We start from the raw sequence: 15,490 nt of genomic DNA, 5'->3' as shown, positions 1-15,490 counted from the left end.
ACTGCACCCCTTACACTTCTGGAACGGTCCCTGCGGCCCGTCAGACCTGCATGATCTCATCCTGCTTCGATGCCAGCGCGGCGTCTATCTTGTCGATCGCGCTGTCGGTGAGCTTCTGAATTTCCTCCGACCAGAGTTTCTGGTCGTCCTCAGCCATCCCCGCCGCCTTGGCCTTCTTCAGCTGGTCCATGCCGTCACGGCGCACATTGCGGACAGCGATCCGCGCGTTCTCCGCGTATTGTCCGGCGACCTTTGCAAGCTCGCGCCGGCGCTCCTCGTTCAGTTCGGGGATCGGCAGACGCAGGATCGTACCATCCATCTGGGGATTGATACCGAGCCCCGAGGATCGGATCGCCTTGTCCACCGCGTTGACGAGGCTCTTGTCCCAGATATTCACCAGAACCATACGGGGCTCGGGTACGGTGATGGTCCCGACCTGGTTGATCGGCGTGGGCGAACCGTAGGCCTCGACCGTTACCGGATCGAGCATGGAGGCCGAAGCCCGCCCCGTCCGCAGCGATGCGAATTCCCCTTTAAGCGCGTTCAACGCGCCGACCATCCGCTTCTCGAGCGCATCAACGTCAATTTCTATGTCGGTGTCCGACATGTCTGCCTCCTAGATCCGGCGCTGTCTGCCTTACCCGGGTTCAACGATCGTAAACCGGCCCTTGCCCTGCACGATGCCGGCGAGCCCGCAAGGCTCATCAAGAGCAAAGACGATGATCGGCAGACCATTGTCCCGCGCCAAGGCAATAGCGGATGCATCCATTACCTTGAGGTTCTTCTGTAGCACAATATCGTAGCTGACCCGATCATAGCGTTTCGCATCCGGATTCTTTTTCGGATCGCTGTCATAGACGCCATCCACCTGCGTGCCCTTGAAGATCGCGTCACACGACATTTCGGAGGCGCGCAGCGTGGCCGCGGTATCGGTCGTGAAATATGGGTTGCCGGTGCCTGCCGCGAAGATGCAGACCCTTCCCTTCTCGAGATGGCGAACGGCCCGCCGACGAATGTAGGGTTCGCAGACCTGATCCATCGGAATGGCCGAGATCACGCGCGTCTGCAGACCCAGTCCCTCGATCGCACCCTGCATCCCGAGCGCGTTCATCACCGTGGCGAGCATGCCCATGTAGTCGGCGGTCGTGCGCTCCATGCCCTGGGCGCTGCCTTGCAACCCACGGAAGATGTTGCCGCCGCCGATGACGAGACAAACTTCAACTCCGGTATCGTGCAGCGCTTTCACCTGAGCGGCGATTCGCTCGACAGTGGGCGGATGCAGGCCGAACTGCTGGGTGCCCATGAGGGCTTCACCCGAAATTTTCAACAATACGCGCTTGTATGTCACAAGGGATGGCGTCGGATCGCCTTCCTCGGGTGCATCCAGCATGACAAACTCCTCATGACCCACTCACCGGCGCTAACCTGTCGGAAAACAGGCAAGGGTTCAACGCGAAAACCGGGCCGCAAGGCAGCCCGGCTTCAGATCTTGCATTTTGACAACGCTTCGATATTCGCGCTGAAATGTCGGGCTCAGCGACCGGCGGTCTTGGCGACCTCGGCTGCGAAATCCTCTTCTTCCTTCTCGATCCCTTCGCCAACTTCGAGGCGCACGAACCCGAGAACCTCGACACCTGCTGCCGCGGCAGCCTTTCCAACGGTGGTGTCGGGATCGATCACAAACTTCTGCTTCAGAAGCGTGACCTCTTCGAAGAACTTGTTCATGCGGCCCACGATCATCTTCTCGATGACCTGCTCGGGCTTGCCGGACTCGCGCGCCTGCTCGGTCAGCACGCTCTTTTCGCGTGCGACGAGTGCCGGGTCGAGATCGGCTTCCGACAGCGAAGCGGGGTTGGTCGCCGCCACATGCATGGCGATCTGCTTGCCGATACCGTTATCGACCCCTTTGAGGGCAACCAGCACACCGATCTTGCCGAGACCATCGGCAACACCATTGTGCACGTAGGAGGCAACCGACTCACCTTCGACCTTCGCCATCCGGCGCAGAGTCATGTTCTCGCCGATTGTCGCGATCTTGTCCGTCAGGACGGTCTCGACCGACTTGCCGCCGAGATCGGCCGCCTTGAGCGCTTCGATGTCCGACACGGCCGCTGCAGCCTTGGTGATGTCGGTCACCATGCCCTGGAATTCAGCGTTACGCGCGACGAAATCGGTTTCGGAGTTGACTTCCACAGCAACGCCGACGCCGCCTTCGACAGCCACGCCAACCAGGCCCTCAGCCGCGGTGCGGCCGGACTTCTTCGCAGCCTTGGCAAGCCCCTTGGTGCGCAGCCAGTCGATGGCGGCTTCCATGTTGCCTTCGTTTTCGGTCAGTGCCTTCTTGGCATCCATCATGCCTGCGCCCGATGCGTCGCGCAGTTCCTTGACCATAGCAGCGGTGATCGACATCGTCGCTCTCCTCAAACGTCTTCTAGCAGGTAATATGGAACCCGCCGCGGAGGATTACGCCCATCCCGCGACGGTTCCATGACAAATCAGGCGCTGGCTTCGGGAGCTTCGCCTTCGGCCGGAGCTTCCGCTGCCGGGGCGCTCTCTTCCTCGAGCAGTTCCTCGACCGGTGCTTCCTCGAATTCGCCGACGTCGATACCGGCGGAGCCAAGCTGTGCAGCCATGCCGTCCAGTGCCGCGCGGGCCACCAGATCGCAGTAGAGCGCGATGGCGCGGGCCGCATCATCGTTGCCCGGAATCGGGTAGTCGATACCGTCGGGGGAGGAGTTGGTGTCGAGAACCGCGATCACCGGAATGCCGAGCTTCTTCGCCTCGAGGATCGCCAGGTCTTCCTTGTTGGTGTCCACGACGAAGATCAGATCCGGCGTGCCGCCCATCTCACGGATTCCGCCAAGCGACTGCTGCAGCTTGGCCTGCTCGCGCTCGAGACCGAGACGCTCCTTCTTGGTGAGGCCTTCGGCACCGCCCTCGAGCTTCTCGTCGATGGAGCGCAGGCGCGCGATCGAATTGGAAACCGTCTTCCAGTTGGTGAGCGTGCCGCCCAGCCAGCGGTGGTTCATGTAATACTGTGCCGAACGCTCGGCGGCGTCGGAGATTGCCTTCTGCGCCTGGCGCTTGGTGCCGACGAAGAGAATGCGACCACCCTTTGCGACCGTCTGCTGAACAGCATGCAGCGCGGCATCGAGCAGCGGCATGGTCTGGGTCAGGTCGATGACATGGATGCCATTGCGCTCGCCGTAGATGTAGGGACCCATGCGCGGGTTCCAGCGATGCGTCTGGTGGCCGAAGTGAACGCCCGCTTCGAGAAGCTGACGAAGACTGAACTCGGGAAGAGCCATTATCCGTTTCCTTTCCGGTTTCGCCTCAGCGGAGAGAAGAGCAATTGCCCAACCGGTGGACCCTCGAGGATGTCTCCCCCGAACGCCGCGCCTCCGCCTGTGGATTTAGAGTGGCGTGCCGATAGCCGCAAAAATCAGGCTTGGCAACAGGAAAGTGTCGGTGCCACCAGGAATCAGAAGACTGCCTGCCGGAGCATGTTGAGCGCAGTGATCACGATAAACACCGCAAAGGTGCGCTTGAGGGGCTTCGGGTTCATCGCGTGCGCGAGCTTCGCCCCCAGTGGAGCGGTGAAGATTGTGGCCGAAATCACCACGAGAAAGGCCGGAAGATTCACGAGCCCCAGCGTGAAGGGTGGCAAGCCTTCCGCACCATGGCCCGTCAAGAGGAAGCCCAGAACCGAAGGCAGCGCGATCGAAAGCCCAAACCCGGAGGCGGTCGCCACGGCATTGTGGATGGGCACCCCGAAGAGCCGCATGATCGGCACGCCAAAGCTTCCCCCGCCGATCCCCATCAGCACCGAGATGAACCCCACGACCGCCGAGGTAATGCTCCGCCCAACGCGTCCCGGCATTTCTGTTCCCAGACGCCAGTCATCCCGTCCGAAACCGATATAAAGGCCGACAAGCGTCCCGAGAATGCCGAAGGTGATCATCAGGGATTCGGTTTTGAGCCCGCGCGCGATCACGACCCCGAAAAGCGCCCCTACGGCAATCCCCGGCGCCCAGCTCTTCAGGATATCCCATCGCACCGCCCCCTTCCTGTTGTGGCTGCTGAGCGAGCGCGCCGACGTCACGATGATGGTGGCGAGCGATGTGGCCAGACAGACCTGCATCACCAGCGGACCATCGTATCCCATGCCGATGAAGGTGTAGAGAAAGGCCGGCACGAGCACGATGCCGCCACCGACACCGAGGAGCCCCGCAACAACGCCGGCGAATGCGCCGATCACGAAAAGCAGGCCGAGGAATGGCAGAAGCTGGGCGGGATCGGGCATGATACAGGGAACCTACTCGGCAAGGATGCGACGTCTCGTCCTACTCCGGGCTTTCGCGACGTGCAAAGCCTGATGAAAGACAAGATCCCCCTGCAATCAACATCTTGGCAAATCTGCTCAAGATCGAACCGTTCGCGCGGCCGTTCTGACCGAGAAACCGGCCATCCCGGCTCCAGATCGACACCATTCCACCGCCCCCTACCCTGCGCCAGCAACGCGGTTCATGACCTGGAGAACAGCAACGCCCCCACAGTCAACTGCGGGGGCCTCTCTTTTGTCGGGAGCCGTGCGGCAGATTAGATCATGCGCGACGCGCCCGCATGTCGACGACGAGCGCCACGATCACCCCGTAAAGCACATGTCCGGCCAGCGAGACCCAGGCCAGATTGCCGAAGTTCAGGAACGGCGGGAAGCCGGCGACAAGATGCGCCATCACATAAAGGGCAAACACCCAGAGCGCGACACCGTAGGCTGCACCGGTCAGCAGAGCGGGCAGGCTCGGCAGAACCATCTTCTGTAGCGGGCGAACGATGAAGAGATACCCGATGGGATAGAAGACCAGCCCGGTGATGATGTGGATCGCTTCCGAGAGTCCCTTGCTCTGGATACCGAAGACCGAGCGAACAAGTGCGGAAGGCTCGAGCGGTCCACCGATCAGCAGGGGCGTGATCCCGCGCGCCCAAACCTCCCAGGCGATATCCGCCGCGAGGCCTGCCAGAAGCAGGGTGACAATCAGGCTGCGATTGAGAACAGGGAATTCGAGCCGCGCCGCGGCTTGGGTCATCGTGTTCATCGAGTTTTCTCCGGTGGTATGAAAGCCCCGCGGGGCAATAGCTGTCAGGCCATTCTGGCCGCGTGGCGTCCAACTGCCTCCAGGAGGTTGTCTTCTGCCTTCAGTCGGTTGCGCGCCCGTTTGATCCGCGCAAGTGAAAGCTCATCCCCCCGGCGGGCGGCGTGATCGGCGAGCGCAAGCACGAACACATCGCGTTGGGCATTGCTGCCGCCAATCCGCGGCAGACGTCCCAGCAGGTCATCGAGGGTCAGGCGCGTTTCCTGCGCCGGCAAACCATCTCGGCAAGCGCCGGGCATCAGATCGGAAATTAGCCGGGCCAGCGGCAAGCCGATCTCGGCTGCCACGCGTGACTGATCCGCCTCACCTTTGGCCCGCTCGGAAATGGATTGCAGCGTCAGGGCCGCATTTGCCTCATCTCCCGAGGCCACGAGCGCCAGAAGATTGTGCAGAACGGCGAACATGAGGCTCGTATCCTGTGCGCGGCGCCGGGCAATTTCCGCCAGTTCCTCCCAGCGTCGGCCCACGGCGGCCCCACTGTGCTCGAGCCGCCAGAGCAGAGAGACAGCGTTGGCAACATCGCGGAAGTCGTCCGTCTGCTCGGGCCGCACATCTTCGTCATAAAGTTGCAGCACCTGGTCATGTTCGCCCCGCTCGAGATGCAGGAGTCCAAGATGCCAGGCCATGTGGAAAGAGAAGTTGTTGCAACGTGACCAGTCCCCGCGCCCGCTTTCAAGCCAGGAGATACCGGCCTCGGCATCTCCCGACATTTCGTAGACATGCCCCACGGCATGCATGCCCCAGGCATCCTCGCGCTGCAGCGAAACGGCCTGCCGCCCGGCGGCCTCTGCCTCGGCATAGGCACCGCTCTCCTCCAGCGCAAACGCATGACAACCGAGCAGGAAACCCGCTGCCTCATTGTCTTCACTCCAGGCGCCCAGCATCCGCCGGCTCGCCGCCAGCATTCCCGGCCCATCGCCGATCATGAAGCGCAGCGAATGAGAGAGTTTGAAGGGAAGAAAGGCCGCCGGCCGATCGGCAAACCCGGCATCAAGCTTGTCGGAAGCGAGACCAAAGTAGCCGTCGAGTGCCAGCGAGAGGGCATCGACCAGGACGCGCTCGTCACGTGTCCCGCCATCCCGGCGGCGGAGGGCCGAACGGGCATCCTTCAGCGCCTGGGCCGCATCCGGCACGAGTTCCTTCCGCGCGAGGATCAGGCAGGCAAACCCCTTGAGCGCATGAGCGGCCACATGATCGGGATCGAGGGAGATCGCACGTCCCAGCGCCGTTGCGGCATTCGGCCGATGCGCACCGACACCGTGAACCGCTTCCTCCAACGCATGAATCGCTTCAGTTTCCGTCGAGCTGGTCAGCAGTCCGTATCGGTCTTCTCGAATCATGCGCTTGGCCCTGTCTTCCTGCGATTTCGACCGCGCCCAGTGCCCGGTCCGCGCGCCCCACCAGAGCGCTGTCCCGTGAGTATACGGTTGAGATGGCCGGAGAATTACGCACGACCCTGTCACGCGTACGTGATCCGCGCGTTCAGGCGGAAGAGGCAGAGTTCCGGCGCAGAAGCCGCTTCAGTTCGGAGGGCACCAGGGCGCGTACGGCAATGGCTGCTCCGAGATAGATCGCCCCACCCGCGGCAACGAGCAAGAAGAGCGCGCCGTAACGCCAGACCGCATCCGCGAGAAGATCCGCCATCAGGTACTGCAAACCGATCAACGCAATCGCCATCAGAACGCTTGCCAGCACGATCCTCGGGGCAGCACGCTTGATCCCCGCGTCCCAGCGTGCGGCCTCCCCCATGGCGCGTGTGCCGTTCCAAAGCTGGAACAGCATCGTCCAGCCTGCCAGCGTCGTGCCAAGCGCTGCCGCCGAAAATCCAAGGAAGGGCGCAAGTGCAATTGCCGCGACTGCGTTCACGATCATCGCGTGAATGGTGAAGCGCAGCGGGGTCCGGCTATCCTCTCGTGCGTAATACATCGGCATGTAGACCTTCTGCAGCACGAAGGCCGGAAGCCCCGCACCGTAGATCATGACCGCGATTGCCGTCGCTGCGGTGTCGGACGCGGAAAACTCCCCGCGTTCGAACAATACCGAGACGATGGGCGCAGGAATGACGAGAAGCGCGAGCGCCGCCGGAACCGTCAGGGCAAGCGTCAGTTCGGTCGCGCGGTTCGCGGCATTACGCGCACCCGAAACGTCATCCGCCCGCAGCCGCCTCGAGAGATCGGGCAGAAGAACCACGCCAATGGCGACACCGACCACACCAAGCGGAAGCTGGTAGAGGCGGTCGGCATATGAGAGCCAGGCCACGGCGCCGTCAAAGAACGATCCGACCTGCCGCCCCACCAGCAGGTTGATCTGCACCACGCCGCCCGTGAGCAGCGCAGGTGCGCCAACCATGGCAAGTCGCCGGATATCGGGCGTGAGGCGCGGCAGGCGCGGCACCAGACGAAATCCCGCTCGCGATGCCCCCCACCAGACCAGTGCGAATTGCGCCACCCCCGCCACGGGCACGGACCAGATTTGCCAGAGCCCGACATCCCCCCCGCTCCAGTAGCCCGCAAGCAGAAAGGTGATCATCACGACGTTCATCAGGATCGGCGCCGCCGCCGCTTCCGAGAACCGGCCCAGCGCATTGAGCACACCGCTGAGCAGCGCGGTCAGCGAGATGAACAGAATATAGGGAAAGGCGATACGCCCATAGAAGACGCTCAGGTCATAGCGTTCGTCACCCGCAAAACCGCTCGCCATCGCGAGCACCAGCCAGGGCATGGCCAGTTGAGCGAGCAACGTGAAACCAATCAGGAAACTCGCCAGCGCCGAAAAGGCATCCCGCGCGAAGCCCAACGGGTCTTCGCCGGCCTCGACCTTTTTGGCAAAGATCGGCACGAAGGCCATGTTGAACGCGCCTTCGGCAAAGAAGCGTCGAAACATGTTGGGCAAGGTGAACGCAATCAGGAAAGCCTGCGCCACCGGCCCTGTGCCGAGAAAGGCCGCCATCAGCACGTCGCGCGCCAAACCAAGTACACGGCTCAGCATCGTCCAGGACCCGACGGTCAGGAAGGCCGGCAAAAGCCGGATGGGACGGATCACGAGCTTTCCCCGCCTCCGCCCTTTGCCTGCTTTACGGCCCTGGCCTGTGGCGGCATCTCGGCGGAACCCGGGTCGATTGCCGTGCGGATCCGCGCCTCGAGCGCCCTCTGCTTGGACTGGGAATGGATCTTCAGGCCAAATATGTCCTTCACATAGAAGACATCGACTGCCTGCTTGCCATAGGTCGCGACAATCGAGGACGCGACCGAGATGTTGCCGCGCTTGAAGGCCCGAGACAGATCGAAGAGCAGGCCCGGACGGTCAAAGGTCTCCACCTCGACGATCGTGTAGATGTCACTGCCCGTATTGTCGAAACTCACCCGCGTCGGCACGCTGAACTTGCGTTCCCGCGGCTTGATCCGATCCTTCTCCTTCAGCGCCTCACTTGCGAGGATCTCGCCCTTGAGCGTCCGCTGCACGCTGCGCCGGAGCCGCCCGAGCCGGGACTCGCCATAGGGCTGCCCATCCGCATCCTGGATCCAGAACGCTGCGGTCGCGACACCGTCACTGGTAATGTAGGAGCGCGCATCCACCACGTTGGCCCCCACCAGCGCGAGCGCACCCGTGAGCCGCGCGAAGATGCCCGGATGATCGGTCATCGCGAAACAGGCCCGTGTCGCGTCACGTGCGTCGTCCTGCTCGATGGCAATGGCCGCTTCGTCCGTCGGCAGCTTCCGCAGAAGCTCGGCAAAGATCACATGGGTCGAATTGTCGAAGCCGAGCCAGTATGGCGCATAGTGCCGCGACAGCTCCAGTTCGATCTCCTCGGCACTCCAACCTTCCAGCGCCGCGCTTAGTGCCTCCTTGGCCTCGGCTTCCCGCTCCGGGCGTCCCTGCGCCTGGCTTCCGCCGGTGAGATACTCGAGCGTCTCGCCGTAGAGCGCCCGCAGCAGCGAGGCCTTCCAGTTGTTCCAGACATTGGGTCCGACGCCGTGAATATCGCAAACCGTAAGAACCGTCAGCAGACGCAGGCGCGTCGGGCTCTTCACCACCTGGGCAAAATCGCGCACGGTCCGCGGATCGGTGAGGTCACGCTTCTGCGCGACATCGGACATCAGGAGGTGATGACGCACGAGCCAGGACACAAGCTCGGTCTCCTCGGCATTCAGACCAAGCCTTGGACAGACCTTCAGCGCCACGTCGGCGCCATAGATCGAATGGTCCTGGCCGGAGCCCTTGCCGATATCGTGCAGGAGCAGCGCGACATAGAGCACACGCCGGTTTATTCCACGCGAGAGGATGCGCGTCGATGTGGGCATCCGCTGCTTCATTTCCCCGCGCTCGATCTTGCTGAGCGTCGAGATCACGCGGATCGTATGCTCATCGACCGTGTAGTGATGATACATGTTGAACTGCATCATCGCGACGATCCGACCGAATTCCGGCATGAACGCCCCAAGGACGCCAACCTCGTTCATCAGCCGCAACACACGCTCGGGGTTGTTGTGATTCAGGAGCAATTCGAGGAAGATGTGATTGGCTTCCTCGTTCTCCCGCATCCGATCATCGATCAGGTCGAGATTGGCCACCACGAGCCGCAGGACATCGGGGTGGATCGGAATGCCGGTTACAAGGTTTTCCTTGAAGAGCCGCAGGAAATTCACCGGATCCGAAAGGAACTCTTCCTCCTCGGCGACGTCGATACGGCCGTGTTTCAGCCGATACAACGGTCCGGTGGTGTCCCTCTCGTAGGAAAAGACATTCCGGAAGGCGCGGGTAAGCCCCGGCTTGGCCTTCACATGCTGCGCTTCGAGCGCGGCAGAGAAGATACGCGTCAGATCGCCCACGTGCTTCGCATGCGTGAAATAGTCCTGCATGAAACACTCGACAGCGCGCTGGCCATCAGTGCTGCCGTAGCCGAGCCGCTCGGAGACCTCCACCTGCATGTCGAAACTCAGCAGTTCGCTTGCCCGGTTGTTGATCAGATGCAGATGCACGCGGGCGGTCCAGAGAAACGCCGCCGCCTCCACGAAGATCTCGTATTCCTCCGGCGAAAATACACCCAGTTCCACGAGGTCTTCCGGGCTGCGCACGTTGTTGAGGTATTTCGCGATCCAGAACAACATCTGAAGGTCGCGAAGCCCGCCCTTCCCGTCCTTGATGTTAGGTTCGAGCAGGTAGCGGGAACTTCCCTGGCGCTTGTGCCGCTCGGCGCGCTCTTCGAGCTTCAACTCGACGAATTCGGGCCCCGTGCCCTTGAAGAGCTCATTGAACAGCCGTTCGCGAAGCTCGGTGGAAAGCGCTTCATTGCCCCACAGGTGGCGCTGCTCGAGGAGCGACGTGCGGATCGTGCCGTCCTTCTTGCTCTGACGGATACAGTCGTCGACCGTCCGAACCGCCTGCCCGACCTTCAACTTGAGATCCCAGAGGCAATAGAGCGCACTCTCGATAAGCGTCTCGCACCATGCGGTCTGTTTGTAGGGCGTCAGGAACAGAATATCGACATCCGAGAAAGGCGCCATCTCACCGCGGCCATAGCCGCCCACCGCGACAACAGCAATCCTCTCCCCCTCCGTGGGGTTCGGCCGCGGGTGCAGATAGGTCGCCGACAGCTCGAGGATCAGCCGGATCATCTGGTCGGTCAGGCGCGTGTAGTCGTAGACTGCGCGATAGGCCTCGCGCGGAGATTGGGCGATCAGATCAGCGATCAGTTCCCGTCCGGAAGTATAGGCATCCGCAATCGCCTTGACCGCCCGATTGCGGAAATCGGTCGGATCGGAGGCAGATTCCTGAAGGACCGCGAACTCTGCAAGCAGACCCTCACGATCGATCAGGTGTTTGGGCTCGTCGACGAGTCCCGACCACGCGGTATCGGTGGTCGGCAGCAGGCTTTGTTCAATACGCAAGAGAGTCGAAACTCCTCGGCGCCGACCGGATCACCGTGGCCTGACCGGACTGGACCTGGAAAATCGCGAGCGTACGCTGGTTGGTGCCGTTGGGGTAGAAACGGAACAGACCCGTCGCACCGACGAAACCGGAGGGGTCGATGATGCGTTCGGACGTGAACGGGTTGCCACCGTTGGTCCTGGCTTCGGAGATCAGCGCACCGATGGCCGCGATGCCGTCATAGGCAAGGCCGGCAAGCGTGTGCGGGTTCTCGCCATATGCGGTCAGGTAGCGGCCGTTGAAAACGCCGAGCTGGGCGGGATCGGGAGCCGCGAAAACATCGCCCTGAAGGCTGTCGAGCGACATGATTTCGCCCGAGGTGTCCCAGCGCTGCATGCCAAGGAACCGTACATTGTCCGAGCTGAGGCCGTTGATGCGTAGGGATTCGGCAATGTAGCCGAGGCCGCCAGTCGGACCATCCGTCAGGATCACCGCATTGGCACCACGCGCATTCAGCGCAGCCGCCGCAGGTGCGGCCGACGACCGGATCGATTCTACCGAAAGGTCATAGGGCTCCGAGCCCACGAGGTTCGCGCCACTCCGGCTGACTGCGGAGGCTGCCGCGTTGCGCGCGGTCTCGCCTTCGAGATTGGACGGATAGACGATGCCGTAGTTCCTCAGGCCCTGAGACAGGCCATAGCTGACGAGGCTCTCAGCCGTGTTGGCGAAGCTGTTTCCGAGGATATAGGTCGTCGAACTGGCAACTTCCGGGTTGTTGCTCATGGAGAACATGGTCACGCCGGCCGCGCGCGCGACCGGTTCGGCTCCGGCCGTGGCGGTCGAAAAGAGCGGGCCGACGATGACCTTCGCCCCTTCACTCACCGCCTGATTCGCAGCCGCGGCACCACCGTTCGTGGTCCCCGAAGTCGGATAGATCCGCAGGTCGATCTCGGCATTCTGCAGATCACGCTGCGCAAGCTGCGCGGCGTTGATCAGGCTGCGACCGATCTCCTCCTTGCCCGGCTCACCCGAGCCGGTCGGCACCAGAAGCGCAACCTGCACCGGCTGGTTCGGGTCGACGTCGACACCGCTGCTCGAAACCTGCGTGGGCCCGGGCACCGTGCAGGCAGCGAGACTTGCCGCAAAGAGGCAAGGCACGACGGCCTTCAAAACCTTGCGGATTGATTTGCGAACCTGCAGCATCAATGTTCACCCTGTTTCCGGTGTCTGTTCAATGGACGTCTGGCGCGCAGCAAGGTATGGGTTAGCCCCGGAAAAGTAAACGAAGAATGGACGAGACAGACATGGCCGACGACCCGTCCCGCAGCGGCGGAAAACCGTCGGGCATCCTCCATCTTGTAGCGACCCCGATCGGCAATGCGCGCGACATCTCGCTCCGCGCGCTCGATGTGCTGGGCACGGCCGACATCCTTGCCGCCGAAGACACGCGCAACACGCGAAAGTTGCTCGACATTCACGGCGTAAAGCGCGAAGCGCGCAGCTTCTGGCCCTATCACGATCACAACGGCGCAAGGCAGCGGCCGCAGATCCTGGCAGCCCTCGCCGAAGGCAAATCCGTAGCGCTGGTGTCCGATGCCGGCACGCCTGTGGTCTCCGATCCGGGTTATCCGCTCGTCCGGGCCGCAATCGAGGCCGGTTACGACGTGGTTGCTGTTCCAGGCGCCTCCGCCCTGCTCTCCGCGCTCTGCATCGCGGGCCTTCCCACCGATCGCTTCTTGTTCGCGGGCTTCCTGCCCTCGAAATCCGGTGCGCGACGGCGCGAACTGGCCGAGCTCGCCCCCGTGCCCTCCAGTCTGGTGTTCTATGAATCGCCCCACAGGCTGGCCGCAAGCCTCGCGGAAATGTGTGCCGTGCTGGGTGGCGATCGCGAGGCTGCAGTGTGCCGCGAGCTCACAAAGCGGTTCGAGGAGGCCCGGCGCGGGACGCTCGACGAGCTTGCTGCCCAGTATGCCAACGCTCCGGACCCCAAGGGAGAGATCGTTGTAGTCGTCGGGCCGCCCCTGGCACGCGAAATCACCGAGGCCGACATCGACACGCGCCTCCTGGCGGCACTCGAAGCAGGCTCTCTCAAGGATGCAGCCAGTTCCGTCGCCACCGAACTCGGCCTGCCCCGGAAGCAGGTCTACGCCCGCGCGCTTGAACTGGCTTCCGCAAAATGAGCAGCGGTGCGCGCAACCACCAGTCAGGTCTTGCCGCCGAGGAGATCGCGCTCAGGTCCTACGCGGCGGACGGCATCTCGCTCGTGGCCCGGCGCTGGCGCTGCGCCCACGGGGAGATCGACCTCGTGCTCGAAGGACCCGATGGCCTGATCTTCGCGGAGGTAAAGACACGCACCAGCCTCGCGCGCGCCGCAGGGTCCGTCAGCCCCGCCCAATGGCGCCGGATCGGAAATGCCGCCAGCCTCTACATGGCGGAGCATGGTCAGGACGACCAACCCTGCCGCTTCGACCTCGTCGCCGTCGATGGCACGGGCCGCTGCGAAAGGATCGAGAACGCGGCGAGCTTCGAGGGCTGGTAATCCGCGCTGCACCTGCGGGATCTTGCCAACATGCCCCGCCCTCGGCCATGAGGGGCATAACACAATATTCAAGGCAAGGACCGACATGGGCATGAAAGTCGCCGTCCAGATGGACCCGATCCAGGCTATCGACATCAACGCGGATTCGACCTTCCGGATCATGGAAGAGGCGCAGGCACGCGGCCACGAACTCTTTTATTATACCCCGGACAAGCTCGCCTTCGAAGAGGGCCGGGTCACCGCACGCGGCTGGCCGGTCGAGGTACGCCGCGAGAAGGGCAATCACTTCGCAGCAGGTGCGGAACAGGTGATCGACCTTGCGGAATGGGATGTGGTCTGGCTCCGCCAGGACCCGCCCTTCGACATGAGTTACATCACGACCACCCATATCCTTGAGCGCATCCACCCCGAGACCCTGGTGGTGAACGATCCCTTCTGGGTGCGGAACTTCCCCGAGAAGCTCCTCGTGCTTGGCTTTAAGGATCTCACCCCGCCGACCACCATCGCCCGCGACATCTCCACGCTCCGGGCGTTCAAGGAGCGCCACGGCGACATCATCCTCAAGCCGCTCTACGGCAACGGCGGCGCGGGCGTGTTCCGGCTCGATGCGAACGACCGCAACTTCAGCTCGCTCTACGAACTCTTCACGGGCATCAACCGCGAGCCGCTCATCGCACAGAAATTCCTTCCCGACGTTTCCGCGGGCGACAAGCGCGTGATCCTCGTCGATGGTGAAGCCGTGGGGGCGATCAACCGCGTGCCGCAGAAGGGCGAGACACGCTCCAACATGCATGTGGGTGGGCGTGCGGAAAAAGTTGCCATGACCGACCGCGACCTCGAGATCTGTGAGGCCATCGGCCCGCTCCTGAAGGAGAAAGGCCAGGTCTTCGTCGGGATCGACGTGATCGGTGGCTGGCTCACCGAAATCAACGTCACCTCCCCCACTGGCATCCAGGAACTCGAACGCTTCGACGGGATCAACGTCGCGGGCAAGATCTGGGAGGCCATCGAGGCAAGGCGCGGCTGATGTCGTGGCAACTTTCCACCTTGAACCTCTACCTGCGCACGGCGGAGAAGGCGCTGCTGGCGCGGATGCAGGACCCGAAATCCGCGCGTGAGCGGCTTGAGAACCAGGCCGTGCTGTTTCCGATGCCGTCAGGGGCGAAATTCCGCGAGATCCAGCTTGCAGATGGCCCGAAGGGGCTGCGGCTCGATGCGCCTGCGAAGAATCCCGTAATCCTGTGGCTGCACGGCGGCGCCTATATCATGGGCTCGCCCCGCACCCATTCGGCCATGATCGCGGCGCTCGCCCAGCGCTGCCGAACCGGTGCCTACCTGCCGGCCTATCGCCTTGCACCGGAGCATCCTTTTCCGGCCGCGATAGACGATTGCATCGCTGCCTGGAACGGACTTCTCGCGGAGGGGATCGCGCCGGATCAGATCGTGCTCGGGGGCGACAGCGCGGGCGGCGGTCTCGCTTTCGCCCTGCTCCACCACCTGCTGGCGGAAAAGCGCGAGACGCCCCGCGCAGTGGTGACCTTCTGCCCCTGGGTCGATCTTTCGCTCTCTGGCGACACGCTCTTCAGCCTGTCCACACGGGACGTGCTCCTGCCCATCGAGCGCCTGCCGCAGATCCGCGACATGTATCTCGCCGGCAGCAACTCGCGCGCCCCTCTGGCCTCTCCGCTCTTCGGAACCTTCCGGGGAGCGCCACCCACACTCATCCAGGCCAGCAGCACCGAGATCCTGCTTGATGACGCCCGCCGCATGGCCCGCCATCTTTCGGATCACGATACGGAAGCCGCGCTCGACATCGAAGATGGCCTGCCCCATGTCTGGCAGATATACCAGGGCTGGCTGCCGGAGGCGGACGAGGCGCTCGATAGCGCCGCCAGGTGGATCCGCGCGCAACTCGCCTGAGCCGTAGTTC

The 15,490-nt window shown here is 62.9% G+C and carries 14 protein-coding genes; 4 read left to right on the top strand and 10 right to left on the bottom strand.

Annotated elements, in window-relative coordinates; translation table 11 throughout:
* Positions 1 to 40: 40 nt before the first annotated feature.
* The 10 genes from frr to ACP15W_RS06920 all read right to left on the bottom strand — a co-directional run bounded on the left by frr (position 41) and on the right by ACP15W_RS06920 (position 12,224).
* Positions 41 to 607, bottom strand: a complete 567-nt coding sequence (gene frr, locus ACP15W_RS06965) for a ribosome recycling factor (RefSeq protein ID WP_424932128.1) — start codon at positions 605 to 607, stop codon at positions 41 to 43.
* 30 nt (positions 608 to 637) lie between these two features.
* Entirely contained in the window at positions 638 to 1,390 is a 753-nt protein-coding gene (gene pyrH, locus ACP15W_RS06960; RefSeq protein WP_424932127.1) for a UMP kinase, read from the bottom strand.
* 143 nt (positions 1,391 to 1,533) lie between these two features.
* The gene (tsf, locus tag ACP15W_RS06955) at positions 1,534 to 2,409 is read right to left on the bottom strand and encodes a translation elongation factor Ts (protein WP_424932126.1); all 876 of its coding nucleotides are present in this window, start codon (positions 2,407 to 2,409) and stop codon (positions 1,534 to 1,536) included.
* An 86-nt stretch (positions 2,410 to 2,495) separates the two neighbouring features.
* Positions 2,496 to 3,308 (bottom strand): 30S ribosomal protein S2, encoded by an 813-nt coding sequence (gene rpsB, locus ACP15W_RS06950; RefSeq protein ID WP_424932125.1) that lies wholly within the window; start codon positions 3,306 to 3,308, stop codon positions 2,496 to 2,498.
* Positions 3,309 to 3,481: 173 nt separating this feature from the next.
* Positions 3,482 to 4,303, bottom strand: a complete 822-nt coding sequence (locus ACP15W_RS06945) for a sulfite exporter TauE/SafE family protein (protein ID WP_424932124.1) — start codon at positions 4,301 to 4,303, stop codon at positions 3,482 to 3,484.
* Between the two features lie 301 nt (positions 4,304 to 4,604).
* Entirely contained in the window at positions 4,605 to 5,096 is a 492-nt protein-coding gene (locus ACP15W_RS06940; protein WP_424932123.1) for a hypothetical protein, read from the bottom strand.
* 44 nt (positions 5,097 to 5,140) lie between these two features.
* Positions 5,141 to 6,493, bottom strand: coding sequence for a tetratricopeptide repeat protein (locus ACP15W_RS06935; protein WP_424932122.1), 1,353 nt, complete (start codon positions 6,491 to 6,493; stop codon positions 5,141 to 5,143).
* Between the two features lie 142 nt (positions 6,494 to 6,635).
* Positions 6,636 to 8,192 (bottom strand): murein biosynthesis integral membrane protein MurJ, encoded by a 1,557-nt coding sequence (murJ, locus tag ACP15W_RS06930; protein WP_424932294.1) that lies wholly within the window; start codon positions 8,190 to 8,192, stop codon positions 6,636 to 6,638.
* The gene (locus ACP15W_RS06925; RefSeq protein ID WP_424932121.1) at positions 8,192 to 11,041 is read right to left on the bottom strand and encodes a [protein-PII] uridylyltransferase; all 2,850 of its coding nucleotides are present in this window, start codon (positions 11,039 to 11,041) and stop codon (positions 8,192 to 8,194) included. The genes murJ and ACP15W_RS06925 overlap by 1 nt, the downstream gene beginning before the upstream one ends.
* Entirely contained in the window at positions 11,031 to 12,224 is a 1,194-nt protein-coding gene (locus ACP15W_RS06920; protein WP_424932120.1) for a penicillin-binding protein activator, read from the bottom strand. Before ACP15W_RS06920 ends, ACP15W_RS06925 begins: the two co-directional genes overlap by 11 nt.
* An 86-nt stretch (positions 12,225 to 12,310) precedes the next feature.
* On the opposite strand from ACP15W_RS06920, the gene rsmI reads away from it, so the two are divergent.
* From rsmI to ACP15W_RS06900, 4 genes are all read left to right on the top strand, one after another.
* A complete protein-coding gene (rsmI, locus tag ACP15W_RS06915) occupies positions 12,311 to 13,201 on the top strand; it encodes a 16S rRNA (cytidine(1402)-2'-O)-methyltransferase (RefSeq protein ID WP_424932119.1) in 891 nt (296 codons plus the stop codon).
* Complete coding sequence (locus ACP15W_RS06910; protein ID WP_424932118.1) at positions 13,198 to 13,560, top strand: YraN family protein; 363 nt, start codon at positions 13,198 to 13,200, stop codon at positions 13,558 to 13,560. Before rsmI ends, ACP15W_RS06910 begins: the two co-directional genes overlap by 4 nt.
* An 85-nt stretch (positions 13,561 to 13,645) precedes the next feature.
* Positions 13,646 to 14,587 carry a glutathione synthase gene (gene gshB / locus ACP15W_RS06905; RefSeq protein ID WP_424932117.1) on the top strand — a complete coding sequence of 314 codons (942 nt, stop codon included), beginning with the start codon at positions 13,646 to 13,648 and terminating at the stop codon, positions 14,585 to 14,587.
* Positions 14,587 to 15,480, top strand: coding sequence for an alpha/beta hydrolase (locus ACP15W_RS06900; protein ID WP_424932116.1), 894 nt, complete (start codon positions 14,587 to 14,589; stop codon positions 15,478 to 15,480). The genes gshB and ACP15W_RS06900 overlap by 1 nt, the downstream gene beginning before the upstream one ends.
* The last annotated feature ends 10 nt before the right edge of the window (positions 15,481 to 15,490 follow it).

The sequence above is a fragment of the Amaricoccus macauensis genome (assembly GCF_049800915.1).
Classification (GTDB): Bacteria; Pseudomonadota; Alphaproteobacteria; order Rhodobacterales; family Rhodobacteraceae; genus Amaricoccus; species Amaricoccus macauensis_A.
Note: the sequence above shows the minus strand (reverse complement) of the source record. Positions and strands in the feature narration are given on the sequence as shown.